At 48.0% G+C, this 25,749-nt stretch carries 20 protein-coding genes; 14 read left to right on the top strand and 6 right to left on the bottom strand.

Annotated features, from left to right (window positions below; genetic code table 11):
• Nucleotides 1-32 precede the first annotated feature (32 nt).
• From AC1HDJ_RS12915 to AC1HDJ_RS12900, 4 genes are all read left to right on the top strand, one after another.
• Nucleotides 33-2,168, top strand: coding sequence for a lysine decarboxylase CadA (locus AC1HDJ_RS12915; protein WP_479536136.1), 2,136 nt, complete (start codon nt 33-35; stop codon nt 2,166-2,168).
• 140 nt (nt 2,169-2,308) lie between these two features.
• Entirely contained in the window at nt 2,309-3,166 is an 858-nt protein-coding gene (pdxY, locus tag AC1HDJ_RS12910) for a pyridoxal kinase PdxY (RefSeq protein WP_479536135.1), read from the top strand.
• A gap of 164 nt (nt 3,167-3,330) precedes the next feature.
• Nucleotides 3,331-4,650, top strand: coding sequence for a tRNA lysidine(34) synthetase TilS (gene tilS, locus AC1HDJ_RS12905; RefSeq protein WP_479536134.1), 1,320 nt, complete (start codon nt 3,331-3,333; stop codon nt 4,648-4,650).
• Nucleotides 4,651-4,773: 123 nt separating this feature from the next.
• Nucleotides 4,774-5,097 (top strand): c-type cytochrome, encoded by a 324-nt coding sequence (locus AC1HDJ_RS12900; RefSeq protein ID WP_479536133.1) that lies wholly within the window; start codon nt 4,774-4,776, stop codon nt 5,095-5,097.
• A 63-nt stretch (nt 5,098-5,160) separates the two neighbouring features.
• On the opposite strand, the gene AC1HDJ_RS12895 is transcribed toward AC1HDJ_RS12900, so the two are convergent.
• Nucleotides 5,161-5,409 (bottom strand): Rho-binding antiterminator, encoded by a 249-nt coding sequence (locus AC1HDJ_RS12895; RefSeq protein WP_479536132.1) that lies wholly within the window; start codon nt 5,407-5,409, stop codon nt 5,161-5,163.
• Nucleotides 5,410-5,547: 138 nt separating this feature from the next.
• Nucleotides 5,548-5,748 (bottom strand): YaeP family protein, encoded by a 201-nt coding sequence (locus tag AC1HDJ_RS12890; RefSeq protein ID WP_479537150.1) that lies wholly within the window; start codon nt 5,746-5,748, stop codon nt 5,548-5,550.
• A 310-nt stretch (nt 5,749-6,058) separates the two neighbouring features.
• Between AC1HDJ_RS12890 and AC1HDJ_RS12885 the strand changes: the two genes are divergently transcribed.
• Entirely contained in the window at nt 6,059-7,615 is a 1,557-nt protein-coding gene (locus tag AC1HDJ_RS12885; protein WP_479536131.1) for an AbgT family transporter, read from the top strand.
• A gap of 135 nt (nt 7,616-7,750) precedes the next feature.
• Nucleotides 7,751-8,248, top strand: coding sequence for a tRNA adenosine(34) deaminase TadA (gene tadA, locus AC1HDJ_RS12880; RefSeq protein WP_479536130.1), 498 nt, complete (start codon nt 7,751-7,753; stop codon nt 8,246-8,248).
• Nucleotides 8,249-8,289: 41 nt separating this feature from the next.
• On the opposite strand, the gene AC1HDJ_RS12875 is transcribed toward tadA, so the two are convergent.
• Both AC1HDJ_RS12875 and mltF read right to left on the bottom strand, forming a co-directional pair.
• Nucleotides 8,290-8,484, bottom strand: a complete 195-nt coding sequence (locus AC1HDJ_RS12875) for a hypothetical protein (protein ID WP_479536129.1) — start codon at nt 8,482-8,484, stop codon at nt 8,290-8,292.
• A gap of 245 nt (nt 8,485-8,729) precedes the next feature.
• Nucleotides 8,730-10,274 (bottom strand): membrane-bound lytic murein transglycosylase MltF, encoded by a 1,545-nt coding sequence (gene mltF, locus AC1HDJ_RS12870; protein ID WP_479536128.1) that lies wholly within the window; start codon nt 10,272-10,274, stop codon nt 8,730-8,732.
• A 249-nt stretch (nt 10,275-10,523) separates the two neighbouring features.
• On the opposite strand from mltF, the gene purL reads away from it, so the two are divergent.
• Entirely contained in the window at nt 10,524-14,417 is a 3,894-nt protein-coding gene (gene purL / locus AC1HDJ_RS12865; RefSeq protein ID WP_479536127.1) for a phosphoribosylformylglycinamidine synthase, read from the top strand.
• A gap of 207 nt (nt 14,418-14,624) precedes the next feature.
• On the opposite strand, the gene AC1HDJ_RS12860 is transcribed toward purL, so the two are convergent.
• A complete protein-coding gene (locus AC1HDJ_RS12860) occupies nt 14,625-15,224 on the bottom strand; it encodes an acetate uptake transporter (RefSeq protein ID WP_438622772.1) in 600 nt (199 codons plus the stop codon).
• 383 nt (nt 15,225-15,607) lie between these two features.
• On the opposite strand from AC1HDJ_RS12860, the gene dnaK reads away from it, so the two are divergent.
• A complete protein-coding gene (gene dnaK / locus AC1HDJ_RS12855; RefSeq protein ID WP_479536126.1) occupies nt 15,608-17,515 on the top strand; it encodes a molecular chaperone DnaK in 1,908 nt (635 codons plus the stop codon).
• A 91-nt stretch (nt 17,516-17,606) separates the two neighbouring features.
• On the top strand, nt 17,607-18,743 hold the full coding sequence (gene dnaJ / locus AC1HDJ_RS12850) for a molecular chaperone DnaJ (protein ID WP_438630775.1): 1,137 nt from the start codon (nt 17,607-17,609) through the stop codon (nt 18,741-18,743).
• Between the two features lie 97 nt (nt 18,744-18,840).
• On the opposite strand, the gene AC1HDJ_RS12845 is transcribed toward dnaJ, so the two are convergent.
• Nucleotides 18,841-19,230, bottom strand: a complete 390-nt coding sequence (locus AC1HDJ_RS12845) for a type IV pilin protein (RefSeq protein WP_479536125.1) — start codon at nt 19,228-19,230, stop codon at nt 18,841-18,843.
• 102 nt (nt 19,231-19,332) lie between these two features.
• Here AC1HDJ_RS12845 and AC1HDJ_RS12840 point away from each other — a divergent pair, with 102 nt between their 5' ends.
• The 5 genes from AC1HDJ_RS12840 to recC all read left to right on the top strand — a co-directional run bounded on the left by AC1HDJ_RS12840 (nt 19,333) and on the right by recC (nt 25,746).
• Nucleotides 19,333-19,869, top strand: a complete 537-nt coding sequence (locus tag AC1HDJ_RS12840) for a prepilin-type N-terminal cleavage/methylation domain-containing protein (RefSeq protein WP_479536124.1) — start codon at nt 19,333-19,335, stop codon at nt 19,867-19,869.
• Nucleotides 19,857-20,693 (top strand): prepilin-type N-terminal cleavage/methylation domain-containing protein, encoded by an 837-nt coding sequence (locus tag AC1HDJ_RS12835; RefSeq protein ID WP_479536123.1) that lies wholly within the window; start codon nt 19,857-19,859, stop codon nt 20,691-20,693. The genes AC1HDJ_RS12840 and AC1HDJ_RS12835 overlap by 13 nt, the downstream gene beginning before the upstream one ends.
• Nucleotides 20,690-21,754: a hypothetical protein gene (locus AC1HDJ_RS12830; protein WP_479536122.1), complete on the top strand. Its 1,065-nt coding sequence runs from the start codon at nt 20,690-20,692 to the stop codon at nt 21,752-21,754. Before AC1HDJ_RS12835 ends, AC1HDJ_RS12830 begins: the two co-directional genes overlap by 4 nt.
• Nucleotides 21,744-22,151: a type IV pilus modification PilV family protein gene (locus AC1HDJ_RS12825; protein WP_479536121.1), complete on the top strand. Its 408-nt coding sequence runs from the start codon at nt 21,744-21,746 to the stop codon at nt 22,149-22,151. Before AC1HDJ_RS12830 ends, AC1HDJ_RS12825 begins: the two co-directional genes overlap by 11 nt.
• 199 nt (nt 22,152-22,350) lie before the next feature.
• Complete coding sequence (gene recC, locus AC1HDJ_RS12820; protein ID WP_479536120.1) at nt 22,351-25,746, top strand: exodeoxyribonuclease V subunit gamma; 3,396 nt, start codon at nt 22,351-22,353, stop codon at nt 25,744-25,746.
• Nucleotides 25,747-25,749 lie beyond the last annotated feature (3 nt).

Genomic DNA, 25,749 nt, shown 5'->3' with positions numbered 1-25,749 from the left:
GGTAATGGCACGGTATTAAGTAAGGGTTGTAAATGAATATTATTGCTATCATGAACCATATGGGCGCGTTCTTTAAAGAAGAGCCGATCCGTGAACTGCATGCGTCTTTAGAAGACAAAGGCTTCCAAGTTGTTTATCCAAACGATCGTGAAGATCTGCTGAAATTGCTGGAAAACAATGCTCGCGTTGCGGGTGTGGTATTTGACTGGGATAACTACAGCTTAGACCTGTGCCGCGATATCAACGAGCTGAACGAAAAGCTGCCTCTGTTCGCATTTGCTAACACTCACTCTAGCCTAGACGTTAGCCTGAGCGATCTGCGCCTGAACGTAACTTTCTTTGAGTATGCGCTGGACATGGCTTCAGACATCTCTCTGAAAATTAAGCAAGCTGTTGCTTCTTACATTGACGAGATCCTGCCTCCGCTGACCAAAGCACTGTTCAAGTATGTTGACGAAGGTAAGTACACTTTCTGTACTCCAGGTCACATGGGCGGTACTGCGTTCCAAAAATCTCCAGTAGGTAGCATTTTCTATGATTTCTTCGGCGAGAACGCCATGAAGTCTGATATCTCTATCTCTGTAGGCGAGCTAGGCTCACTGCTGGACCATTCAGGCCCGCACAAAGAAGCAGAAGAGTACATTGCACGTACTTTCAATGCTGAGCGCAGCTACATGGTGACTAACGGTACATCTACTGCGAACAAAATCGTAGGTATGTACTCAGCACCAGCTGGCAGCACTATCATGATCGACCGTAACTGCCACAAATCTCTGACTCACCTGATGATGATGAGCGATGTGACTCCACTGTATTTCCGCCCAACCCGTAACGCTTACGGTATTCTAGGTGGTATCCCGCACAGTGAATTCACTCGTGAAACTATCGAGCAGAAAATTGCTGAAACACCAAATGCAGAGTGGCCAGTTCACGCCGTAGTAACTAACTCTACTTACGACGGTCTGCTGTATAACACTGATACCATCAAGCAAACTCTGGATGTTAAATCTATCCACTTTGACTCTGCATGGGTTCCTTATACTAACTTCCACCCTATCTACAAGGGCAAGTGTGGTATGAGCGGTGAGCGCGTACCGGGTAAAGTATTCTACGAAACCCAGTCTACTCACAAGCTGCTGGCTGCGTTCTCTCAGGCTTCCATGATTCACGTTAAAGGTGATATCAACGAGGAAACCTTCAGCGAAGCATACATGATGCACACCTCTACCTCTCCACATTACGGTATCGTAGCCTCTACTGAGACTGCTGCTGCAATGATGAAAGGCAACTCAGGTAAGCGTCTGATTCAAGGTTCTATCGACCGCGCAATTCGTTTCCGTAAGGAAATCAAGCAACTGCGTGCTGAGTGCGAAGGCTGGTTCTTCGACGTATGGCAGCCAGAGAACATTGATGAAGTGGCTTGCTGGAACTTGGATCCAAAAGACGGCTGGCATGGCTTCAAGGACATCGATGAAAATCATATGTTCCTTGACCCAATCAAAGTTACCCTGCTGACTCCGGGCCTGAGCAAAGAAGGTTCTTTAGAAGAGCAAGGTATCCCAGCATCACTGGTTGCTAAGTTCCTAGACGACCGTGGCATCATCGTTGAGAAGACTGGTCCTTACAACCTGCTGTTCCTGTTCAGCATCGGTATCGATAAGACCAAGGCTCTGAGCCTGCTGCGCGGCCTGACTGAGTTCAAACGCTGCTACGATCTGAACATGAAGGTTAAGAACGTACTGCCAAGCGTGTACGCATCTAACCCAGAGTTCTACGAAGAGATGCGCATCCAAGAACTGGCACAAGGCATTCACAAGCTGATTTGCCATCACAACCTGCCAGAACTGATGTACACCGCGTTCGAAGTTCTGCCTAAGCTGGTGATGACTCCACACGCTGCGTTCCAACAAGAACTGCGTGGCAACATCGAAGAGTGCTACCTGGAAGACATGGTTGGTAAGATCAACGCGAACATGATCCTGCCATACCCACCAGGTGTTCCACTGGTAATGCCAGGTGAGATGATCACCGAAGAGAGCCGCCCAGTGCTGGACTTCCTGCAAATGCTGTGCGAAATCGGGGCTCACTTCCCAGGTTTCGAAACTGATATCCACGGTGCATACCGTCAAGACGACGGCCGTTACACTGTGAAAATCATCAAGCAGTAATTTATATATACAAAAAACGGCGCATTTAGCGCCGTTTTTTTTACCTTACGTTCATGAAATCTTATATTCTTAACCTATTCTACTTTACCCATTCAAATGAAACGCTGATTGCCCTGCTGCGCGTTCGGAGCACGTAATTGATGAAAAATGTACTGTCTATCCAATCTCATGTGGTTTATGGCTATGCGGGCAATAAAGCCGCCGTGTTACCGATGCAATTGCTAGGTGTTGATGTTTGGCCATTGCATACGGTGCAATTTTCAAATCATACCCAATATAAAAAATGGCAAGGTATGGTCTTCCCGCAGGAGCAAATTGGTCTGATTACCCAAGGAATGGATGAGATTGGTGTGCTTAATGAGTGTGATGCAGTGCTGTCGGGCTATATCGGCGCGGCAGAACAGGGGCAGTCTATTTTAGCCACCGTGCGTGCGGTGAAGGCAAAAAATCCTGATGCACTCTATTTTTGTGATCCGGTTATGGGGCATCCGGAAAAGGGCTGCATTGTGGCCGACGGCGTAGCCGAATTCCTGACCCGTGATGCGGTACCTTGTGCCGATGTACTCGCGCCAAACCTGATTGAGCTGCAAATTTTATCGGGTATGAACGTTGATAATTTTGAGCAGGCCGTAGCTGCGGCGCAACATTTATTGACTCGCGGCCCGAAAATGGTGCTGGTAAAGCATCTGAGCCGTGCGGGTAAAAATCCTGAGCAGTTTGAAATGTTGTTGGTGAGCCAACAGCAGACCTTGCACATCAGCCGCCCGCTGCATGATTTTGATCGTCAGCCAGTTGGCGTAGGTGACTTGACCAGTGCTGTTTTTCTGGCCAACCTGCTTAACGGTAAAACCGAACGTGAAGCGTTTGAACATACCGCCAATGCGATTAATGATGTGATGACCTGTACGCTGCAAAACCAGAAATATGAACTTCAAATTGTTGCTGCGCGTGATCATATTGTGAACCCTGTCAGCCAATATCGGGCGCAAGTGCTTTGATCCTTGCATCCTAAGCTATTGAGCGATAACGTGCTGTACGGGTAGCTGAAGTGTTGGCTACCCGTATTGCTATAACAGCCTGCATGATAATTTCGGTTATCTTATCAATAACAGTCTGTTATCCCCTCTTTGTGCTGATCCAGATTAATGACCTTTAAAATCTTATGAACAGCGATCTTATTCTGACACATGCTGCTGAATGCCTCGGACAAGATACCCGTATCTTGGTGGCATACAGTGGCGGTGTTGACTCAACGGTACTGCTACATGTCATGGTGCGTCTGCGTGCGCTTAACCCATCATTAGTGTTGCGGGCAGTGCATGTCCATCACGGTTTAAGCCAGAATGCCGATATGTGGGCCGATCACTGTGCGCAGATTTGCGCGCAGTGTAACGTACCGCTGGATGTGGTGCGCGTACAGGTGCAAAAAACACAGATCAGCCTTGAGGCTTCGGCCCGCGATGCTCGTTATCAAGCGATCAGTAGCCTGCTGGTTGCCGGAGAGAGTTTGGTGACAGCTCAGCATCTGGATGACCAGATGGAGACTGTGTTACTGGCACTAAAGCGCGGCAGTGGTCCGGCCGGTTTAGCCGCGATGACTGATCGAATGCCATTTACCCGCGGGCAGCAACTGCGCCCGTTGCTGAAAGTGACTCGTGCTGAAATTGAAGCCTATGCGCAGCAGCATCAACTGCGCTGGATTGAAGATGAAAGTAATGCCGATCCGCGTTTTGACCGTAATTTCCTGCGTTTGCGGGTGCTGCCGACCTTAACCCAGCGTTGGCCGCATATCGGTGATGCCATCGCCCGCAGTGCTGCGTTGTGCGGTGAGCAAGAGGCCCTGCTCGATGAGTTGCTGCTCGAATCGCTGCAAGCACTGCTCGATGATGAGGAGTCTATCGAAATTGATGGCCTCAAAGCGATGTCTGATTTTAAGCGCCAAGCCGTGCTGCGCCGCTGGTTCTCCTGTCTTGGTGTGCTGATGCCATCGCGCGAGCAACTGCAACGTCTGTGGTCGCAGGTTGCCCTTGCGCGTGCCGATGCAGACCCTATTTTGGGCATTCAGCAGTGGCAGGTGCGCCGTTTTAAACAGCGTTTGTACCTGTTACCGCAAATGCAGCCGCTGCAGGATACCGTACACATGTGGAACGGCCTTGGCCCGTTAACCCTGCCGGATCATCTTGGTGAATTGCGGTTACAAAACGGCGGTATTACCGTACGCGCCCCGTTACCGGCTGAGTTTGTCAGCATCCGTTTTCGGGCGCAGGGTAAGTTTCAGATTGTTGGACGCAACGGTTCACGACAGCTGAAAAAACTGTGGCAAGAGAAGCAGATCCCGCCGTGGCAGCGTGATCGCATTCCGCTGCTGTTTTACGGTGAAACTCTGATCGCCGCACTGGGGATATTTGTCACCCGTGAAGGGCAGGCGGTAGAAAAAGAGCCTCAGTGGCAAATTTACTGGGCTAAACCGTGGCTCTGCTGATAACGCCACGCATTACTGGCTGCTCGTACTATCGTTTATTGTGTTGTGTTGTTTTGATTTTCATTAACACGACAAGCAGCAAACGATAAAGAACAAAAAAGCAGAATAATAAAAGGGATAAACATGAAATCAGGCATATTTTTCGCTCTGTTGGTTGCGGCAGGCGTATCATCATCGGCACTGGCGGCTGACGGCAATATTGAAGCGGGTAAAGCACTTTCAGCAAGTTGTGCCTCTTGCCACGGCAAAGCGGGCATTGCTGCTATTCCAATCTATCCGAGTCTGGCCGGACAAAATGCCGCGTATCTGGATATCTCAATGCGCGCTTACCGCGACGGTGATCGCACCGGCGGCATGACCAGCATGATGATTCCGCTGATGGAGAGTATGACCGATCAGCAGCTAGCCGATTTAGCCGCTTACTATGCCAGCTTGAAAGGGAAGTGATCCCGCCACATTAGCGCAATAAGTGCTTGTTTAGCCTTTATTAATGGTTAATCAGCGCACACGCTAGTCAAAAAACTGGACACCAAACCGCTCATGGCTGACCGAGTGCAAGGTGTCCAGACGCAGCGTCATCTCATACCCGTCAGAAAGTTGTACTACGATAAACTCCTGATGATCTCTTACCTGCATATCCAGAGCTTTGCCCTCAATCACCTCGCCCGACTTTTGGGTGATATGCAGCCGGTAATGGTGCATGCAGGCCAGTTCCAGTAAGTCATAAATAGCACAGGATATGGGCTGATACTCTTTCATCGTAGTACTCCTCTGCACACTAGATGCGCGGTAAATCGTATAAGTACAAGACAGCGTATTGATATGGGAGTGATAAGCTTGCTATTTCACTCACTCATTTGTTGTATAGAGCGAGCCATGTAGAGGGGGATCACATATTTATTTTAGCTCGACATCACTCATCAATAAATTGGCTGCCGCGTAAGCTGCTTCTTGGCGCACCTCTTCCGGCAGACTGCTATTTTCAGCTATCCGGTCTAACGTTTTTAATACACAAAGTAGCGCATCGGAAATATAGCCAACTTCACCACTGCCAATTTGCGCATATACCTGACGGACGCGCTCACCGAATTGCCACATCATAAACCTCATTCAATAAATAAAAATACGGGCATTACATCTGCTTGTAGTTTACTACAAGCTATTACATAAAGAAGATCTTGCACGTATAAGGAAGATCTTTTCGCTATTTTGGCAATCGGTTTAACCACATATTGCGCTGATAAAAGAAAATAAACCGTTATGTTTTGATGATATGTGCGCAATCGGGGCAATTTTGGCGGGTTTAAATAGGTAATATCTATTCTTTGAGTTGTGTAATATATCGTTTCATCCCTTCATGGTAGCATTCTTCGCTTTTTTATTTTTTCTACTCTTGGGCAGGATGCTAATGACTGAACTACAAGCACAAACGCCAAAAAATAGCATGATGAATCGCTTCCTCAACGGTGTTGAACGGGCAGGGAATAAATTACCTGATCCGGCCATTATGTTTTTATATGCACTTATTTTGGTATGGATTGTTTCTGCTGCTCTATCGCAGATGACATTTGATATGGTCAACCCGACCAACGGTGAAACTGTACAGGTAAATAACCTGCTGACCGGCGCGGCATTAACCTCATTTCTGGCCAATATGGTGACCACATTCACCTCATTTGCTCCACTTGGGATCGTTCTGGTTGCTATGCTGGGTGTCGGTGTTGCCGAGCAATCGGGATACATCAACACCGGTTTGAAAAAGTTGCTGCGGGTTACGCCTGCCAAGCTGCTGACGCCGATGTTGATTTTTGTGGCTATGCTCAGCCACACCGCAGCCGATGCCGGATATGTACTGGTGATCCCGATTGGCGGCATTATTTTCCATGCTGCTGGTCGTCATCCGTTGGTGGGTTTGGCTGCTGCTTTTGCCGGTGTGTCGGGGGGATTTGCCGCCAACTTTATTCCCTGTGGTAATGATGCGCTGTTACAGGGCTTTACCCAAGCGGCTGCCCGCTTGCTTGATGGTGATTATACCGTAAACACCCTATGTAATGTGTTCTTCGGTATGGCCTCTTCCATCATGATTACCTTGGTGGGCTGGTGGGTCACCGAGCGTATTGTTGAGCCGCGTGTCAGTAAAATGCAGCTCAATGATGAATTGCCAGAGCCAGAAGACATGGGCTCGTATACCGAAGCGGATAACCGCGGTTTCCGCGCGGCAAGTTGGACAATGTTTGGCGGTATCTTGCTGTTAGCAGCAGTTCTGTGGCCGGAAACGTCACCGCTGCGTGCTGCCGACGGTTCTCTGACCAGTTACAGTGCACCAGTGATGAAATCTATTGTCCCGCTGATTTTCTTGCTGTTTATCTTCCCAGGTATTGTGTATGGCCGCGTGGCCGGTACATTTAAATCGGGTAAAGATGTGATTGATGCGATGAGCAGCACCATGAGCAAAATGGGCTCATACATGGTGATGGCATTTTTCTGCGCGCAGTTTATCAAAGCTTTTGGGGATTCAAATCTGGGTACACTGCTGGCGCTGTCTGGTGCGGGCGTGCTCAAAGATATGGCTTTACCGGGTGAAGTCACCATTATCGGCATGGTGTTGCTGACGGCGATGGTCAATATCCTGATCGGCTCAGCATCAGCGAAGTGGGCACTGTTGTCACCGATTATGGTACCGATGCTGATGGCAGTTGGGCTATCGCCGGAGCTAACACAAGCTGCGTTCCGAATTGGTGACTCAACGACCAATATCATCACGCCGCTGATGGTCTTCTTCCCGTTGGTGGTGGTGTATTGCCAGCGCTATGTGAAAGAGACCGGTGTGGGTACGCTCGTTTCCATCATGATGCCGTACTCGATAGCCTTTATGATCAGCTGGATCATCTTCCTGCTCTGCTGGTGGGGCTTAGGTCTGCCGCTGGGGCTGCAAGCATCGTATACTTATCCTATTGCAGGATAACGTTTTATTTGCTCTACAAAGGCTGCCTTGGCAGCCTTTTTTGCATTTTTCACCACCACTTGGCGTGATACGGTGTTGATTCAACAGCCATTGTTTATAATACACGGCAAGATATAAAAGACGCTGAGTGACAACATGCAACAACAAGATCATGAATTCTGGATGCGCCATGCGATGACGCTGGCTGCACGTGCTGAGGCTGAGGGCGAAGTGCCGGTCGGCGCGGTGCTGGTACTCAATGGCCGGGTGATCGGCGAAGGCTGGAACCGCTCTATCGGCCAGCATGACCCGACAGCCCATGCTGAGATGATGGCCATCCGTCAGGGTGGGCAGGTTATCAGCAATTATCGGCTGCTTGATGCGGTACTGTATGTCACGCTTGAACCGTGTGCGATGTGCTGCGGAGCGATGGTACATGGTCGGATAGCGCAGGTGGTGTATGGCGCGTCAGATGCGAAAACCGGCACAGCCGGATCGGTAATGAATTTGCTGCGTGAACCGCATTTTAACCATCAGCCAGCCGTTCTTTCGGGCGTATTGGCCGCTGAGTGTGCAGAGCAACTGAGTGCTTTTTTCCGCCGCCGCCGGGCGGAGCAAAAAGCCCGTAAAATGCAGTTGAAACAGACGTTATAGTGGGAAGTTGTACGATAAAAATGCCGTGTCAGACACGGCAATTAACGGCCAGAAGGCGCGGGGCTTGCAAGTGCATAATTGAGTGACTCAGCACAGACCTCGTCTAAATTACACAGCACAAAAATACGGTTACGGCACAACACCTTACGTTTACGGTTAACCAGCATCCGCAAGCGGCGCGGAGACCACGCTACACCCACACGCCTTGCACCTAGACTCTTACGGCGTCGAATCATATCTTTTCTCTCTTCTTGACGATATAAACCTCTATTAGACAAGCATACTGTTACCAGAATATGAATAATAGGTAAAGGCAGAGAATAATATTCTTGAACTGTATGATAAAACAGAACGCTAAAAAAGGCCGGAAAAAGAGCGATATCTCTTTCCGGCCTTTGTATCGGGTGCAACAAGGTTGCGGTAATTGTCAGGTGTTTTTAGGTATCGCCATCACCTGTTGATGTGAGCTCTATTATCACCGCTACTCTTTGACTTTGGCGGTAATCAAACTGGCATTAGGTGATTTTAGTTCAGCCATCGCCTCTTGTTGAATCGCATTTTGCGTGCTGGCCTCTTTTGCTGAATTAATCACGGTCAGCTTGCCGGTATCATTCAACGGTGCAACCTCTTTTTGTTTGGCTTCCATCGCCAGCTGTTGTGCCTGATCGTAGCCGACTAAACTTTGCGTATAGCGGCGGATATTCTCAACGTAGCGGTAGGCTTCCCCACCACGGGCAAAGCCGTAACGGGTTTGCGTGTAATAGCGTTTTTGGCTCAGCATTGGCAGGCGCTGTTTTACATCAGTCCACGCATCAGGATTACCACCTTGCAACTTGGTCAGCCGGCGCGCATCCATCATGTGTCCAAAACCAATGTTGTAGGCCGATAACGCAAACCACGCGCGCTCATCTTCCGGAATCGTCTCGGGGATCTTATCTAGTAAACGGCTTAAATAATCTGAACCACCACGAATACTCTGTTCAGGATCGGTGCGATCATTTACCCCGACTGAACTGGCGGTTGGGCGCGTTAGCATCATCAGGCCGCGTACACCGGTCGGTGAGGTTGCATCAGGGTTCCAGTGTGATTCCTGATACGCTACTGCCGCCAGCAAGCGCCAGTCAAGCTCACCGGCATACTGCTCAAACAACTTTTGGTACTGCGGCAGGGTTTTCTCAATTTGCGATAAGAAAGTCCGTGTATCGACATAATCGAATTCATCGATATGGCCAAAGTACTTCTCTTCTAAACGCGCTAGCGTACCGTCTTCAACAATGTTGCTCATAAAATCGAGCATGGCTGCATACAGACTGTCATCTTTACTTTTCTGCATGTACCAGACCACCGGATCTTCATCACTGATATCAAAAGCGACCGCTAACTCAGGTTTTACCCGTTGCAGGGCGGCAATGGCTACTGAATCGGCAACCGTGTACGCTAACTCCCCGTTGGCGACTTTATTGAGCATCTCATCGGAAGAGAGATCGGTCGTTACCTGCCATTGCAAATTTGGATATTTGTCATCTTTTAACCGGTTTAAGGTTGCCGCGTGGGCTGAGCCAGAAGCCACCATCAGTGTGCCCTGAATATCATTCAGCGTTTTAGGGCGAGTTTTCCCTTTACGGTAAACCAGTTGCTGTGATACCGAATAATAAGAAGGGCCAACCCGAAATTGGGATAAGCGCTCTTGATTAAACAGCAGACCGGCCGCCGCCATGTCAATACGTTGCTCATTTACTGCAGGAAACAGATCACTGATAGTGAAGGCTGATTCAATGCGTAGTTCAACACCCAGATAATCAGCAAAGCGCTTGCTTAGCTCATATTCAAGGCCGGAAGGGCCATTAGGGCCTATGTAGTAAGAGAAGGCATTATTTAGCGTGCCTACGCGCAGTTCCCCGCGCTTTTTTACCTGCTCTAACTGACTGTCGTTGTTAAAAAACCAATTACGTCCCGGTAATAATACAGCCAATCCCACGGCTAGAAATAACAGACAGCTGATAAGTTTAAAGTTCAGCGTTTTCAATAGATTATCTCTTTACGGAGTGTTATGGGGATAATGAATTGGTGGCTTTTTGTGCAATTGGAATCCGGCATTTTCTCTAACTAGCTGGCCTGACGCAATCTTTTTATTACAAGATTCGGTTTCGGGATGTCGGTAAATGTGTGTCTGAACCCCTGTAACTATCACTGCGCAAACGGTTTCGTTGTTGCCGGAATTTATCTATAATGTGGCGGCCTTTTAGACAAAACTGACCTTAAAGAGAGCTAACCGATGATGGAAATACTGCGCGGCTCGCCAGCGCTTTCGGCTTTTCGAGTGAAGCAACTGCTGTCTTGTTGTCAGGATGCAACACTGCCTGTGACGGATGTATACGCTGAGTTTATGCACTTTGCTGATATCAGCGCACCGCTAACGGCTGACGAACAGAGCAAATTAGCGCGCTTATTGCGTTACGGCCCCTCTTTACCGGAGCATGAGCCTAAAGGGTATTTGCTGCTGATCACCCCGCGTCCAGGAACGCTGTCGCCTTGGTCATCGAAAGCGACAGACATCGCACATAACTGCGGTCTGACAAAGGTAAAGCGCTTAGAGCGCGGAATTGCCTATTATCTCACGGCAGACTCACTGACTGCCGAGCAGTTGCATACTGTCAGTACGCTGCTGCACGACCGCATGATGGAGAGCGTATTTACCGATATGCAACAGGCGCAGGCTCTCTTTACTGAACACCGCCCCGCGCCACTACAATCAGTTGATGTGCTGGGTGAAGGCCGCGTAGCGCTTGAACTGGCTAATCAGCGTCTTGGTCTGGCGCTGGCTGATGATGAAATTGATTACCTGTATGCCAATTTTAGCCGTTTACAGCGTAACCCGAATGATATTGAACTTTACATGTTTGCACAGGCAAACTCAGAGCACTGCCGCCATAAAATTTTTAATGCCGATTGGATCATTGACGGAAAACCGCAATCCAAATCGCTGTTTAAGATGATTAAAAATACCTTTGAGAAAACACCTGAACATGTGTTTTCCGCTTATAAAGATAATGCTGCCGTCATGGAAGGCTCAACGGTAGGCCGTTTTTTTGCTCAGCCAGAGAGTGGCCGTTACGCTTATCATCAAGAGCCAAGCCATATCCTGATGAAAGTAGAAACCCATAACCACCCGACCGCCATTTCACCGTGGCCGGGTGCGGCAACCGGTTCAGGCGGCGAAATTCGTGATGAGGGCGCAACCGGGCGCGGCTCTAAACCAAAAGCCGGATTGGTGGGTTTTTCGGTTTCTAACCTGCGTATTCCCGGCTTTGAACAGCCATGGGAGACCGATTTTGGTAAGCCTGCCCGCATAGTGTCGGCGCTTGATATCATGACCGAAGGGCCACTTGGCGGTGCGGCGTTTAACAATGAGTTTGGTCGTCCAGCGCTACTTGGCTACTTCCGTACTTATGAAGAGGAAGTGAGCAGCCATAATGGCCGTGAAATCCGTGGTTATCATAAGCCGATTATGCTGGCGGGTGGTCTGGGCAACATTCGAGAAGATCATATCCAAAAAGGTGAAATTCCTGTCGGCGCAAAACTGATTGTGCTTGGCGGCCCGGCAATGAATATCGGTCTGGGTGGCGGTGCGGCCTCCTCAATGGCATCCGGCCAGTCGAGCGAAGATCTGGATTTTGCCTCGGTACAGCGTGATAACCCAGAGATGGAGCGCCGTTGTCAGGAGGTGATTGACCGCTGCTGGCAGCTCGGTGAGCAGAACCCGATTCTGTTTATTCACGATGTCGGAGCCGGTGGCTTGTCAAACGCGATGCCAGAGCTGGTACACGATGGTGGCCGTGGCGGGAAGTTTGATCTGCGTGCGATTGCCAGTGATGAGCCGGGCATGAGCCCGCTGGAGATCTGGTGTAATGAATCACAAGAGCGTTATGTGCTGGCGGTATCGCCTGATCAGCTGCCGCTGTTTGATGCACTGTGCCAACGTGAGCGCGCGCCGTATGCCGTGATTGGTGAGGCGATTGCCGAACCGCACCTGAGTATGTATGACAGCCATTTCGACAACCACCCAATTGATTTGCCGATGGATGTACTGCTCGGTAAAGTGCCAAAAATGCTGCGTGATGTGCAGAGCCAGCAGGCTGAAGGGTCAAAACTGATGCTGGGTACAGCAACCCTGCACGAAGCACTTGAGCGCGTACTGCGCTTACCGGCAGTGGCCGAAAAAACGTTCCTTGTGACCATTGGCGATCGCAGCGTCACCGGTATGGTTGCGCGTGATCAAATGGTCGGCCCGTGGCAGATTCCGGTCGCGAACTGTGCCGTGACCAGTGCCAGCTTTGATAGCTACTACGGCGAAGCGATGTCGCTTGGTGAGCGGACTCCGGTTGCACTGCTTGATTTTTCCGCCTCTGCACGATTGGCAGTTGGTGAGGCGATAACCAATATTGCAGCTACCCAAATTGGTGATATTAAACGCATCAAGCTTTCGGCAAACTGGATGTCGGCGGCCGGTCATCCGGGTGAAGATGCCGGATTGTATGCGGCAGTGAAGGCTATCGGCGAAGAGCTTTGCCCTGCGCTGGGGCTCACCATTCCGGTGGGCAAAGACTCGATGTCGATGAAAACCCGCTGGCAGCACGAAGGCGAAGAGCGCGCGGTCACCTCTCCGTTATCACTGGTGATCACCGCGTTTGCCCGTGTTGAAGATGTGCGTGCCACCGTGACACCGCAACTGCGCACCGATCAGGGGGTTTCACGCCTGCTATTAATTGACTTGGGCGAAGGGCGAAACCGTACCGGTGGATCGGCACTGGCACAGGTTTACAAACAGCTGGGTGATGAACCGGCTGATGTAAACAGCGCGGAGCGGTTGCTGGGTTTTTTCAATGCGATGCAAGAGCTGATTGCGGCCCGCCATGTGCTGGCATACCACGATCGTGCTGATGGCGGTTTGATTGTTACGCTGGCTGAAATGGCATTTGCCGGCCATTGCGGTATTGAAGTGGATATCGGCGCGCTCGGTGATGACAACCTCAGTGTGTTGTTTAGCGAAGAGCTGGGCGCGGTATTGCAGGTAAAAGATAGCCATATTACCGATGTGCGTAAGATTTTGGTCAAGCACGGCCTGCTGGATATCACCCATGAGATCGGCGCGCCGGTAACCGATGATCTGTTCAGTATCCGCCGCGGTAGCCGCATCATTATTGAAGATACCCGTTCGCGTCTGCGCCAAATCTGGGGCGAGATGACTTGGCACATGCAGCGCCGTCGTGATAACCCTGAGTGTGCGGATCAAGAGCATCAGGCCAAGCAGGATCCGGATGATACCGGTCTGCACGCACTGCTGACCTTTGACCCAGCACAGGATATTGCGGCCCCTTATATTGCCACCGGTATTCGCCCGAAAATGGCGGTGCTGCGTGAGCAGGGCGTGAACTCGCACGTTGAAATGGCGGCCGCGTTTGATCGTGCCGGTTTTGATTCGCTTGATGTGCATATGAGCGATATTCTGAGCGGCCGGATTAATCTGCAAGCGTTTCAGGGGTTGGTTGCGTGCGGCGGTTTCTCGTATGGTGATGTGTTGGGTGCAGGCGAGGGCTGGGCAAAATCGATTCTGTTCAATGCGCAGGCCCGCGATCAGTTTGAGGCATTCTTCCGCCGTCAGGATACATTGGCACTGGGGGTCTGTAACGGTTGTCAGATGATGTCAAACTTAAGCAGCCTGATCCCAGGGGCCGAGAAATGGCCGCGTTTTGTGCGCAATAAATCTGAGCGTTTTGAGGCGCGTTTTAGTCAGGTTGAAATTACCGCCAGCCCGTCACTGTTCTTTACCGATATGGTTGGCTCACGAATGCCAATTGCCGTTTCGCATGGCGAAGGGCAAGTTGAGCTGCGTGATACGCTGCAACTGAATGCGCTTGAACAAAACCAGTTGGTGGCAATGCGTTTTGTTGATCATCACGGCAAAATGACGACGACCTATCCGGCAAACCCGAACGGATCGGTCAACGGGATCACTGCACTCACCAACCTTGATGGTCGAGTAACAATAATGATGCCGCATCCTGAGCGCGTGTTCCGTACGGTCAGCAACTCATGGCATCCGGATAACTGGGGTGAAGATAGCCCGTGGATGCGGATGTTCCGCAATGCTCGCCGTCAGCTCGGTTAATGGCGAATAGTACTGATATCAGTGTATTGCTAAACAGATATCAGTAAACGAGAGACAAAAAAAGAGCCCATACTAAGTATGGGCTCTTTTTATTATGTACGATTGATTGTGCACAGTGCGATGATCAACACTGATTCACTGCTGTACAGCCATCCGGTTTGGGGGAGGAAATACAGCGTTACTGCTCCACATCCCCCAAAAGGCGATTTAGGCTGTTTGCAGTACCGCTTTTGGCTGTGCTTTTTTCAGCTCACCCACTGGCAGTACGGTGCGGCCATAGGTTTCATTCAGAACTTGGGCCATCGCAAAGTAAATAGCGCTGAAACCACAAACAATGCCTTCAAATCCGGCGATAGTGCCGATCAGTTCACTGCCGGTCAGATCACGGGCGGCTAGCAGGAAGAACAAAATGGTCAGGCTGCCAAAAACAAACTGCTTGGCGCGGCAGTATTGCAGGCTACCAAAGAACATGAACAGGGTGAAAATGCCCCACATACCGAGGTAGATACCCATAAATGCATGTTCGGTTGGCGCAGCAACGCCCATTGCTGGCAGCAGCCACAGGAAAACCAATGTCAGCCAGAACAGGCCGTAAGAGGTAAATGCGGTTGTACCAAAGGTATCGCCTTTTTTGTAGCACATAATGCCAACAATAACTTGCGCCAAGCCACCGTAGAAAATGCCCATGCTCATGATCATGGCGCTAACAGGGAAAAAACCGGCATTGTGAATGTTCAGCAGCACGGTGGTCATTCCGAAACCCATCAGACCGAGTGGCGCCGGATTGGCCAGATTGCAGTTGGACATTTGTTCTCCTTTGACTGGCGGTTGCCAATCGACAAAAAAGACGGCGTACCGTCATAAATTAACTGAAAGAATTTACTTCAAATTGTAAGTAAATTTAAGTGAACTCAACTTCGCGCGCGAATAATACGTTTTTTTTTGAGAAAATCAACAAAGATTGGGTAAGTACAGTAGGAGAACGGTGAGGGAAGATAACTGCGCGGTGAATTTATCCAGCCGAGAGAAAAATTTCATTTTTTTTAATTTCCCCCCCTTGAGGTTCATTGAACTGCCCCCATCTATTAATCAATCGCAAGAGCGAAGCAATTTGTCGAAGATAGAGATATGCCATTTTTATCTTTCGCTCTCATTAAATAGAATTTCAGTTAAGTTTTTGGAGATGCACGATGGGCAAGATTATCGGTATTGACTTAGGTACAACTAACTCCTGTGTTGCTGTTATGGATGGCGACAAGCCACGTGTACTGGAAAACAGTGAGGGTGATCGTACAACCCCGTCAATTATTGCGTATACCCAAGATGGCGAAATCTTAGTAGGTCAGCCTGCTAAGCGTCAGGCTGTAACGAATCCACAAAACACCGTATTTGCGATTAAGCGCCTGATTGGCCGTCGTGATTCTGATGAAGAAGTTCAGCGTGATAAAGCTATCATGCCGTTCAAAATTGTTGCCGCAGACAATGGTGATGCATGGGTTGAAGCGAAAGGCCAGAAAATGGCTCCGCCACAAATCTCTGCTGAAGTATTGAAGAAAATGAAGAAAACCGCCGAAGATTTCTTGGGCGAGCCGGTAACTGAAGCGGTTATCACCGTTCCTGCATACTTCAACGATGCGCAGCGTCAAGCAACTAAAGATGCTGGCCGTATCGCAGGTCTGGAAGTTAAGCGTATTATCAACGAACCAACAGCAGCAGCGCTGGCTTACGGTTTGGATAAAGAAGGTGGCGACCACACTATCGCTGTGTATGACTTAGGTGGTGGTACTTTCGATATCTCTATCATTGAAATCAATGAGATGGATGGCGACAAGACCTTTGAAGTGTTAGCAACCAACGGTGATACTCACCTTGGTGGTGAAGACTTTGATAACCGTCTGATCAACTACCTCGTTGACGAATTCAAAAAAGAGCAAGGCATTGACCTGCGTAACGATCCACTGGCTATGCAGCGTCTGAAAGAGTCTGCAGAAAAAGCCAAGATCGAGCTCTCTTCTGCGCAGCAGACCGACGTTAACCTGCCGTACATTACTGCAGATGCAACCGGTCCTAAGCACATGAACATCAAAGTGACTCGTGCGAAGTTAGAAGCATTGGTGGAAGATCTGGTTCAACGCTCTTTAGATCCGTTGAAAGTGGCTCTGCAAGATGCAGGTCTGTCAGTGTCTGAAATTGATGATGTGATTTTAGTTGGCGGCCAAACCCGTATGCCAATGGTTCAGAAGAAAGTGGCTGAATTTTTTGGTAAAGAACCACGTAAAGATGTGAACCCTGATGAAGCGGTTGCCATTGGTGCTGCGGTTCAAGGTGGTGTATTAGCCGGTGATGTAACTGACGTTCTGCTGTTAGACGTAAGCCCTCTGTCTTTAGGTATTGAGACAATGGGTAGCGTAATGACTAAGCTTATCGAGAAGAACACCACTATTCCGACTAAGCACAGCCAAGTATTCTCTACTGCAGAAGATAACCAGTCTGCCGTAACTATCCATGTGCTACAGGGTGAGCGTAAGCGTGCCGGTGATAACAAATCACTGGGCCAGTTCAACCTAGAAGGCATTCAGCCGGGCATGCGTGGAACTGCACAAATTGAAGTGACTTTCGATATCGATGCTGATGGTATCTTGCACGTATCGGCAAAAGACAAGACAACAGGCCGTGAGCAGAAAATCACGATTAAAGCTTCTTCTGGTCTGAGCGATGACGAAATTCAACAAATGGTGCGTGATGCAGAAGCCAATGCGGATGCTGACCGTAAATTTGAAGAGCTAGTGCAGACTCGCAACCAAGCTGACCACCTGATCCACGGTACACGTAAGCAAGTGACTGATCTGGGTGAGCAACTGCCAGCAGATGAAAAAGCGAAGATTGAAGAAGCACTGACTGCGCTGGAAACTGCGACAAAAGGTGAAGATAAAGCTGAAATCGAAGCAAAAATTCAAGCTCTGGTTGAAGCATCAAGCAAACTGATGGAACTAGGCCAGCAGCAAGCACAAGCGCAAGCGGGTGCTGAAGCGAATGGCGCAAAGCAGGATGACGATGTTGTCGATGCTGAGTTCGAAGAAGTTAAAGATAAAAAATAATTCCTTGATAAAGGGATTGTGAGAACATGGTACGGGCGTTGGATGAAAATCCTGCGCCCGTACATTCATGTAGGGGCAGGTGAAAGAGATTATGGCGAAGCGCGACTATTACGAAATTTTGGGTGTAACCCGCGAAGCAGATGAGAAAGAGATCAAAAAAGCGTACAAACGCTTGGCGATGAAGTATCACCCTGATCGTAATCAGGGCGATAAAGAGTCGGAAGCGCGCTTTAAAGAGATCAAAGAAGCGTACGAGATCCTCACCGACGACCAGAAAAAAGCGGCTTATGATCAGTATGGCCATGCCGCATTTGAACAAGGCGGTATGGGTGGCGGTGCTGGTGGTTTTGGCGGCGGCGCAGACTTCGGCGATATTTTCGGTGATGTTTTTGGTGACATTTTCGGTGGCGGTCGTCGTTCACAGCGTGCCAGCCGTGGTGCGGATCTGCGTTACACCATGGAATTGACTCTGGAAGAAGCGGTTCGAGGTGTAACCAAAGAAATCAAAGTTCCTACCATGGTTGAGTGTGATGGATGCCACGGTAGCGGTGCAAAAGCGGGCAGTAAACCTACCACATGTACAACCTGTCATGGTGCAGGCCAAGTGCAGATGCGTCAGGGCTTTTTTGCCGTGCAGCAGGCATGCCCGACCTGTCATGGCCGTGGTCAGATAATTAAAGACCCGTGCAACAAGTGTCATGGTGATGGCCGTATTCAGAAGACCAAAACGTTGTCGGTTAAGATCCCCGCGGGTGTCGATACCGGTGATCGTATCCGTTTAACGGGTGAAGGTGAAGCGGGCGAGCAAGGTGCTCCAGCTGGTGATCTGTATGTACAAGTGCATGTAAAAGATCACAAAATCTTCCAGCGTGAAGAGAGTAATCTATTTTGCGAAGTGCCGATCAGCTTTACGATGGCAGCGTTGGGCGGTGAAGTTGAAGTACCAACGCTCGATGGCCGTGTTAGCCTGAAAATTCCGGCTGAAACACAGACCGGCCGTATGTTCCGTATGCGTGGTAAAGGTGTCAAATCGGTACGCGGTGGTGCGCAGGGCGATTTAATGTGCCGTGTAGTAGTTGAAACGCCAGTAAAACTGAGTGAGCGTCAAAAAGAGCTGCTTAAAGAGCTTGAAGCAAGCTGTGATGGTGATGCTCGTAGTAAGCACAGCCCAAAATCTAAAAGCTTCCTTGATGGCGTGAAGAAATTTTTTGATGATCTGACGCGTTAATAGCGTTATTAGTTCATTTTAAAATGATCACTCTAGCCATTATTTGAGCAATAAAAAGCCTGACTGTGTTCAGGCTTTTTTTATGGTAAAAATATTGTTATCGCCAGCAAGCTGCAGGTGTTTTATTTCCTTTATCATCAAGAGTGAGCGTTGTGCAGTTTGTATCTTTCTTTTGTGAGCCGATTGCTGTTGCTTTCAGTGTATAGGTATTTGCAGTCACCGTGATAGGGGTGGTAAAGGTATAATAAGTTGAGTTAACTAGACCAATATTTGCAGGATTAGCGCTATAAGCTTTATTAATTAACCACTGTTTTTCTTGTGCCAATTGCCCTTGCAATAACTGCGTTAGCACTTCAGTACGGCGCGATTTTATAATATGGCTTTGGTATGATGGAATTGCTATCGCAGCAATGATTGCAATTATTGCAACAACAATCATGGTTTCTATTAACGTAAATCCGTCCCTAATTCCTATCCTGATTTTCATTTTTTTCCCTTAATATCTGGAGCTGTGTCTCACTCAAATAAGTAACTGCTCGTCTTGTCCGCTGAATTGCTCATAATAGTAGCGAATAAGAAGGAGAGAGTCATGCAAAAAGGGCTGACTTTAATTGAATTGTTGATAACGATAGTGGTAGCCACTATTTTAATGGGGGTTGCTGTGCCCTCGTATCAGCAATTAAAAGATAATAATGAACTTGATAAACACACTACATTAATATTTTCTTATTTACAGCGTGTGAAATTACTTGCAGATCAACAAAACAAAGATATTTACATCCATGTAAATAATACAGGTGGTGTATATTGTTTTGTTGCTAGTCAAAGCACATCAGTACCAGCGAAATGTGATGATTCCACTCATTTATTAATGCTAAGTAATAATATATCACAAGGTATTACTATCACTGATAGTGCAGGAAATACGATATCATCGTGGATAACTAATGCTATGGTTTTTAATGGTGTCCGTGGCACAGCAAAATCAGCTAGTTTAGCGCTAAAAAATAACCATATCCAAAATAATGTGGCTAACAGAAAATTAATTATTGCCTCTGGTGTTGGTCGGCTACGGTTGTGTCAGGCAGTAAATGATAAAGTAGGGGCCGCAGCATGCAGTGGGTAAATAGAGGCTTTACACTGGTTGAGCTCATGATAGCTATGTTATTAGGCAGCATAGTTATTTTATCAGTAGGTGAAGTATTAACGTCATCAAATGCTACGATAAGGCAACTTAGTCAGCAACAACGCCTTGATACAGAGTTAAATGCACTTGCATTGCGAATAGGTAAAGACCTGCGTCGATCTGGTTATCTTGCGCAAGATAAAGTAGCTGAAAGTCAGTCTAACTTTGATTATATCTCTATCTATGAAGCACCTACAACAGGGATTGCAGGGAAAGATAATTTTAAAAGCTATATTAGCTTAGGAAATAAAACTGAAACACAAGTAGAACCCGATTATTCGTGTGTTATGTTCACTTATGATCTTAATAAAGATGGGTGTTTTGGCTTAAAGCAAAGTGGTGTTGATTGTGTTTTAAATAAAGAGAATAAGACCAAGCACTTGATCGGTGAAGTGTTTGGCTATCGAAAAAATGGTAAAGGTATTGATACAACAAATAATACAATGAACTCAGCATCATCAGCACCCGTAACATCTTGTACATTTCAAGGAAGTAGTGCAGCGCTACCCGCATGTAATGAGAAATTGTTAGCATCATTAGCATGTAATAGTGGTGAGGGAAATTGGGAGTCAATTACTGATAACAAATTTATGGTTGTTACCGATTTTAAAGTGACTGAAGGAAAATCTAATATATTAGGTACAGGTGCTGCAACATTACTCTATAGAACTTATGATATTTATATTAAAGCTTATTTAGTCAGCAATAATACCATTCAGCGTGAAATTAAATACCGAGTCGCATTGGAGAACCCGTTAAGATGAAATTTATTAAATCTGGCTTTGCCACCTTAACGGTTGTTCTGGTTGTGATGGTTATTGCAGCTTTAATTACTATGTTATCAGGTTATCAGACCTATCAGATGGTTAAAACTGAGCAAGAGGGGCAGAAAAGCCTAGAGGCTTATAATAATGCACTGTCTGGGTTTGCATGTGCTAGTGAATGGATGTCAACTCAAAGTGGGGGGGCAGGATTACCTTTAGGAGATATTAATTATCTAGATTGTTTAGGTTTAGCAACTAAATTATCTATCAGCGGTGGTACTCAAGGTCGCTACTTGATTAAATCAACCGGTTATTCAATTGATAACGTTGTATCGTATGACATGTACCGAGTATTAGTGAAAGGGGTCGGAATGCAACAAATTCCAACATCACCCTTTATCTCAAAAGGTGCGGTTGATTTGCGTGGAAGTTCAGTTTTTATCACTGGTGGTGAGTATGGTGTTGTTTCCGGTGATGGGATTTTTGTAGAGACAAATAATTCGAGTATTGGAAAAGATATATTACCTAATGCACCATTTTTAAGTGGTACGTTACCTTCTGATTACTATTTTGGAACTTCATTTACATCAACAAATGGAGCATTTAAAAAAACAACTTGTGAATTATTTAATAAAGAAATAAGTCCAAGTAATTATTTGAAGAAGGCTAAAAATTTATGGCTGGTAATGAATAACCCAGTTTGTGTTATTCCAACAAGCATTGCAGTAGGTAATCCTGTTGGGGATGTTAATCAAGTTGAAGCGGTTAGTTTAATTATAGAAAACTTATCAGGAAGTAATACTCCAGCGTTGAAAGTCGGTGCAGGAGGAAATGGTACCTTGATGATGTCTGGGCTGTTTGCTTTTATTGACAAAGATGGTAAAAACAGCACGTTGAATTTACAGGGTAGCTTTAATATTACTGGCTCAATGGTAACGGACTCAGGTTTTAGTACAGTCGGTGGTTCTTTAACTATGATGTATAACTCTATTGTGCTCGATGCAATAAATAAATCACTGTCGAAATTTGATTTCGTTCGAGGTACATGGAATGATTTTTAATTTACGGCAGGGGTTTGGGTTGATTGAAGTTCTGGTTGCTATGTTGGTGATGTCAGTGTTAACCGGTGCATTAGTTAGTTACCAGATAAGCCAAGCTCGTGCGTATGAGCTGTCATCTCTATCAATGCAAGCGGCTAGACTGGTTAATTCAGCGTTAGATAATATTGCTGCTGATATGAAAAATAGTGCTATTTTTATTGATTGCCCCGCTGATGAGACCATTACCCTCAATGGCTCAGCATTTACGTTATCCTGTATAAAAAATGATGTTCCGACTATTTCAACGATTAAACGTTATACCGTAAAGGCTGTATATTCATCACGCAGTGATAGTAATATCAACCTGAGTTTTAGCCGTTTAGTACGGACTAAACAGGGGGCAGGTATTAGTGAGTAGAGAGGCAACTGGATGGATATATTTTTTGCTGGGCTCACTTTTTGAACCGCTTTAATCAGCTGTTTCAATGTCATATTGATTGTGCTTGGGTTTTATGAGTATTGATTTTCCCATCAGTTAGGTAAATTTCATTTAAATTTGCATCCACTCTTACGATAACTGACAATTTGCGTTATCGCTTAAGAGATGAGGGATCGCTGTGCTTACTGTTTACCATTCAAATCAGCTGGATGTTTTAAAATCACTGCTGTGTCAGTTGATGCGTATTGATCCGCTCGACGATCCCTTTGAGTCTGATGTTATCTTGGTGCAAAGCCCCGGAATGGCACAGTGGCTGCGTTTACAGCTTGCTGAAGAGTTTGGTATTGCGGCTAATTTGGCTTTTCCACTGCCTGCCACTTTTATCTGGGATATGTTTATCTGCGTATTACCCGGTATTCCTAAACAGAGTGCATTCAGTAAAGATGCCATGACATGGAAGCTGATGACGCTGTTGCCCCCGTTATTGGAGCGTGAAGAGTTTGCCGCTCTGCGGGGATATCTACATGAAGATGAAAATCAGCGCAAATCTTTTCAGCTAGCCGCCAGAGTTGCCGATCTCTTTGACCAATATCTGGTTTATCGGCCAGAGTGGATTCAGGCGTGGGAGCGGGGCGAGACTCCCGAGGAACTGGCTGGCGAGCATCCGTGGCAGGCGGTGTTGTGGCGTGAACTGGTTGCCTTTACCACTGAACTTGGGCAACCAAAATGGCACAGGGCCAACTTGTACCAACATTTTATTCGCGGCTTAGAGCAGGCGACAACCCGCCCTGCTGGTATCCCCCCACGGCTATTTATTTTTGGTATTTCAGCCCTGCCGCCGATCTATTTAGAAGCGCTGAATGCGCTATCGCGCCACTGTGATGTGCACCTGATGTTTACCAATCCGTGCCGTTATTACTGGGGGGATATTCAGGATCAAAAGCTGGCGGCCAAACGCTGGCTGACACTGAATGGGCAGCCTGGCACAAACTTTACCGCACCCGAATCAAGTGGCAACCCGCTACTGGCCTCGATGGGTAAGTTGGGGCGTGATAACCTTTATCTGCTGGCACAGCTTGCACCGAATGATATCGATGCGTTTGTTGAAATTGCACCAGACTCACTGCTACACCGCGTGCAGGCAGATATTTTGATGCTCGAAGACAGTACAGTACTGATGCCCAATCAGGAACATGCTCGCTGTGAAATTGATTCAGCGGATCGCTCAATTGTCTTTCACGCCTGTCATAGCCCGATGCGGGAAGTCGAGGTGCTGCATGATCAACTGCTCAGCATGCTGGCAGATGATCCGACACTGACTCCGCGCGATATTCTGGTGATGGTGGCCGACATCAACCGTTACAGCCCCTATATTCAGGCGGTTTTTTCCAGTACCCGTGACAACCGCTTTATCCCTTTTTCAATTTCAGATCGCAGTGCTAGTCAGGCTCACCCAATTTTACAGGCCTTTTTGACGCTGCTGAGTTTGCCGCAGAGCCGTTTTGTGGCCGAAGATATTTTGGCTTTGCTGGAAGTGCCAGCACTGGCCCAAAAATTTGCCATTAATGAAGAGGGGTTGGTGCTGCTACGCCGCTGGGTTGAGGATTCAGGCATTCGCTGGGGGTTAGACGATCAGGCTATTGCTGAACTGGGTCTGCCGACACAGGGCAATCACTCGTGGCGTTTTGGGGTTGAGCGTATGCTGCTTGGCTATGCTATGCGCACCGAAACCGGGTTGTATGATCAGCGTCTGCCGTATGATGAGGTTTCCGGTTTACAGGCAAGTTTGGTTGGCCAGCTTGCTGATCTGCTTGAAATTCTGGCTCATTGGCGCACAGTATTGAGTCAGGCTCACACCTTGTCTGAGTGGTCATTGCAGCTGCGTGAGTTATTGAACCAACTTTTTGTGGCTGACAGCGAAACTGAAGCCGTGCTGGCACTGATCGACCGGCAGATTCAGCGTTTGGTCGAACAGGCAACTGCTGCTCAATTTAGCGCGCCACTTTCACTGGCGGTGCTGCGTGATAGCCTAAGCAGTGCGCTGGATAACGAGCGGATCAGCCAGCGTTTTCTGGCCGGACAAGTCAACTTTTGTACCCTGATGCCGATGCGATCTATCCCTTTTCGGGTTGTGTGTTTGTTGGGTATGAATGATGGCGTGTATCCGCGCACACTGCCGCCTTTAGGTTTTGATCTGATGGCTGGAGTGCGTGCGCGACGCGGTGATCGTTCGCGGCGCGATGATGACCGTTACCTGTTTCTCGAAGCACTGCAATCGGCACAAGAGAAGCTCTATATCAGCTATGTTGGCCGTTCGGTGCAGGATAACAGTGAGCGCATTCCTTCTGTGCTGGTCAGTGAACTGTTGGATTATCTCTGCCAAAGCCAGATTTTACCGGAAGATGCACAGAAATTAGCCGCGTTGTATCAGGCCTTGGGAGATAATTCGTCGGCAGATGCTTTGGCTGAGAGTGCACAGAAATTGTTACAACTTAATGCTGCCGCTGAACAGCATTTACAGGCACATTTAGTGATAGAACAGGCGCTTAATCCCTTTAGTTGTCAAAACTTTCTCTCTGACTCGCCCTGTTTCAGCTATGCTCGAGAGTGGTTGCCAGCAGCACGACGGGAGGGTGTTACCGTGCCCGAGTTTTGGTCGGCATCATTGCGCGCATCAGAAACGGTCAGTGAGATTGAGCTGGACGCATTGCGCCATTTCTATCGTCACCCAATACGCACGTTTTTCCGCCAGCGTTTGCGGGTGAACTTTGAAACTCCGGCCACCGGTGTGCCTGATGAAGAGCTATTTGATTTGGATGGATTGGCGCGTTACAGCATCAACCAGCAGCTTTTGAATACCTTATTAAAACAAGAGCCGTTAGCACCGTTTTTGGCACGAATTCAGGCCGAAGGGCGTTTACCGTACGGGCGTTTTGGCGAACTGGTTTGGCAACGTCAACTCAGTGATATGCAAATCCTGAGCAGCCAAATCAGAGAACAGCAACAAACTGTAATGGATAAAGAGGTTGATCTGCAGCTTGGTGCTTTGCATCTCACCGGCTGGCTGACGGGTGTGCAAGACGATGGTCTGCTGCGTTGGCGGCCGGGTGTGCTGAATGCGGTTGATGCATTGAACCTCTGGATTGAACATCTTGTCTACTGCAAGGTCATGGCGCAAAACCAGCAACGTGCCGGATACAGCCGCATGCTGGGGCGCGATAGTATGTTCAGTTTTGCACCGGTTGACCCCGATACAGCAACGGGCTATTTACTTGAACTGGCGCAAGGTTATTGCAGCGGGTTGCAAACACCGCTGATGCTGCTGCCAAAAAGTGGCTGGGCATGGCTGGGTAAGTGCCATGATAACGGGCAGTTATTAACGGATGAGTTAAGTCAGCAAAAAGCCCGTAAAGCTTTACTGGAGTGTTATCAGGGTGGGTTTAACCGCAATGGTGAGGGCGATGACCCGTATCTGCAGCGGTTATTTGGCGCGCTGAATGACACTACATTACGCAATATTGAACACTGTACAACACACTATTTATTACCGGTTATGAGTCATCTGACGGCATAGCAA

The sequence above is a fragment of the Plesiomonas sp. ISS29 genome (genome assembly GCF_056522795.1).
Note: the sequence above shows the minus strand (reverse complement) of the source record. Positions and strands in the feature narration are given on the sequence as shown.